The sequence below is a fragment of the Streptomyces sp. NPDC058701 genome (genome assembly GCF_042715295.1).
In the GTDB taxonomy this organism is placed as follows: Bacteria; Actinomycetota; Actinomycetes; order Streptomycetales; family Streptomycetaceae; genus Streptomyces.
Map to the genome: position 1 here is coordinate 1 of NZ_JBHXSY010000126.1, position 3,027 is coordinate 3,027.

The 3,027-nt window shown below is 62.9% G+C and carries 3 protein-coding genes; all 3 read left to right on the forward strand.

Annotated features, from left to right (window positions below):
* The first annotated feature begins 298 nt into the window (after nucleotides 1–298).
* The 3 genes from ACFWW8_RS38390 (at nucleotide 299) to ACFWW8_RS38400 (ending at nucleotide 2,762) form a co-directional block, all read left to right on the forward strand.
* Nucleotides 299–1,813 carry a vanadium-dependent haloperoxidase gene (locus ACFWW8_RS38390; RefSeq protein ID WP_386537538.1) on the forward strand — a complete coding sequence of 505 codons (1,515 nt, stop codon included), beginning with the start codon at nucleotides 299–301 and terminating at the stop codon, nucleotides 1,811–1,813.
* Nucleotides 1,814–2,110: 297 nt separating this feature from the next.
* Complete coding sequence (locus tag ACFWW8_RS38395) at nucleotides 2,111–2,587, forward strand: helix-turn-helix domain-containing protein (RefSeq protein WP_386537540.1); 477 nt, start codon at nucleotides 2,111–2,113, stop codon at nucleotides 2,585–2,587.
* 34 nt (nucleotides 2,588–2,621) lie between these two features.
* Nucleotides 2,622–2,762 carry a hypothetical protein gene (locus ACFWW8_RS38400; RefSeq protein WP_386537542.1) on the forward strand — a complete coding sequence of 47 codons (141 nt, stop codon included), beginning with the start codon at nucleotides 2,622–2,624 and terminating at the stop codon, nucleotides 2,760–2,762.
* Nucleotides 2,763–3,027 lie beyond the last annotated feature (265 nt).

Consider the following 3,027-nt stretch of genomic DNA (forward strand, 5'->3'; position numbering starts at 1 on the left):
TGGTCACAGGTGCACTCTTCCATGATCGGAGTTACACCGTTCTTCGTACAGTCCCCTGCCCTGAAGCCAGTTCGAAACGAGCGGGCCGCCGCGGAAGGGCCGTAGCGGCGCCTCGTCGCCGGCTAGGTTCGGCCGTCTTTCGACACCACGCGGCGCGGTCGTCGGCGGTTGAGTAGACGCTACTCAACCCGAAGCACCTGCCGTGGCGAGAGTGTGGTCTGGCAACTCCGTTCTGCCCACACGACCCCGGACGGTTGGAGGAATGATGAGGCATGCGCGCCTCTTTTCGCTGGTTCACTTGCCGCAGCAGAACAACTCCCGACGGCGGATTAACGCAACGGCGCTGGCATTTCTGGCCGCGCTGGTGATGGTGGCTGCGGTTCTGCTGCCAGCCCGTGCATCGGGCAGCGCGAAGGCGGCAAATGCCTTCGATCTTGACACCGGCAACGCGTACACCGAGGTCTTCCTGCCCTATGCCTTTAAAGCCATCCCCACGCTTGAGGTTCCTGACGGCGACGATCCCACAATCGCCTTGCGCTGGGTGTCGGTGACGGACCTCGCGGCTTTCGACTCCATCGCTCCCTATCACCCGACCGCAATCGGTGTCTATTCGAACCTTGGACGGCGGCCGACTTCGGAGCGGGCGACGAACCGGTACAAGAACATAGCTCTCCTGCATGGGATGTACCGTGCACATATCAGCTTGTTCCCCAATACGGTGTCCGTCTGGCGGGAGATGCTGACCTCCGTAGGCCTCGACTCGGATGACACGCATGAGAGCACCACCGACCCCGTTGGGATCGGCAACAAAGCTGGCAACGCCGTTGTCGCCGCTCGCCTGCACGACGGCATGAACCAGCTCGGCGACGAAGGTGGGGTTAAGTACAACCGGGTGCGCTACCGCGACTACACCGGATACCAGCCCGTCAACACCGCCTACCAGCTCCGCGACCCATCCCGCTGGCAGCCCCTGTTCGTCCCTAAGGGCAATGGCATAATCCAGACCCAGCAGTTCGTCACCCCCCAACTGGGTAATACCAAGCCCTACACCTTCCCTCGCAGCAAACTCGAAGACCTGCGTGTCCCGCCCCCCGTCAATAGCGACCCTCGTACCCGCGCTGCCGGCTACCGTCAGCAGACACGCCAAATCCTCAATGCGTCAGCTCATCTCACCGACAGCCAGAAGATGGCGGCAGAGTTCTTCAACGACAAATACCAAAGCCTAGGCGGTGTCGACCGCTTCATCGCCAAGAGTCGGCATCAGACGCTTGACCAGGTTGTGCAGTTCGCCGCCACCATCACCCTTGCCCAATTCGACACATCCGTCGTCGTCTGGTCGGAGAAGCGCCGGTACGACGCGATCCGGCCGGTCAGTACGGTCCGCTACCTCTACGGCGACAAGAAAATCACCGCCTGGGGAGGCCCTGGCAAGGGAACGGTCAACGACATCACCGGCAACGAATGGCGCAGCTACATCAACACAGGCGATCATCCCGAATACCCCTCCGGCTCGGCCGCCTTCTGCTCGGCCACCGCACAAGTGATGCGTTCGTACCTGGGCTCGGACGACCTCGGCTGGGTGATCCCTGTGACGAAGGGTTCGTCCCTCATCGAGCCCGGCATCACACCGGCTGCCGACCTCGAACTGCGCTACGACACCTGGACCGATTTCGAGCGCACTTGCGGCCAGTCGCGAATGTGGGCCGGTGTCCACTTCCCTGATGCCACCTACTACGGTGCACAGACCGGCCACAAGGTGGCGAACATCGCCGTCTCCTTCATGCGCGCCCATATCAACGGCACTGTAAGCTGAACCGTCGTCCCCCCGGGCCCGGCTCACACCGGACACGGGGGACGCCGTGCTTCTGTGCGGGCAATCCGTGTACCGCCGGCGCTCCGTAGACAGAGTGCCGAAAGCACACCCCCTGAGGGGTTGACTACGACCATCGGTGCCCAGAGGGCGGGGTGAACCAAAAACCTCGCAAATAGGTCGCGAAGCAGCACCTGCCCCAACTGGGTCATCGTCAAGGCCAGGAGCTCGTCCACATAGTCAGAGACGTCGGCCAAAACCTCATCGGCCTCCCTGTCCCACCGGATCAACAGGGACACGGTGTGGACCTGGTGGCGGCGCTTCCTTGAGCGTGGTCGGGACGGGCTGGGTGACGAGCCACGGCCGGGTGTCCCAGGGAAGATCACCGACGCGGATGTCGAGCGGGTGATCGTCAAAACGCTGGAGGAGACGACGAAGAACGGGACGCACTGGTCGACGAGATCGATGGCGGCGGCGACGGGGATGTCGCAGTCGACGGTCTCAAGCGTTCGCGCTGGCTCCGCACCGGTCGCAGACGCTCAAGCTGTCGACGGATCCGCTGCTAATCGACAAAGTTCGCGACGTAGTTGGTCTCTACCTCGATGCGCGGGAGAAGGCTCTGGTCCTCTGCATGGATGTAAAGTCGCAGATCCAGGCCCTGGGCCGGTCCCAGCCGATCCTGCCGATGTGCCCGGTGCTCCCGAGCGCCGCAGCCACGACTACATCCGGGCAGGCACGACAACCCTTTTCGCGGCTCGGGAGGTCACGACCGGGTGATCGGCCCCTCCACCGCCTTCAACTGGCTGTCGAGTTGCGGCAGTTCCTAGCCAAGATCAACAAGGTCCACCTGATCCTGGACAACTACGCGGCCCACAAGACGCAGGACGTGAAGAACTGGCTGCTGGCGCACCCGCGGTTCCATCTGCACTTCACGCCGACCAGCGCGTCATGACTGAACCTGGTCGAGCGGTGGTTCGCCGAGCTTGTGCAGAAGAGACCCAAGCGGGGCGTCCACCGCTATGTCCAGGCCCCTCGAACGCCATATCCGAGCCGGCTCGTCGACTGGAACGACCAGCCCAAGCCCTTCGTCTGGACGAAGACCGCCGACGAGATCCTCGACAAAGTCGCCACCTACTGCCACCGAGTCTCTGACTCGGGTCACTATTGATCAGAAACTCAAAGGGTTCTCGTCGAGGACGTAGCGGACGTGCGGGCCG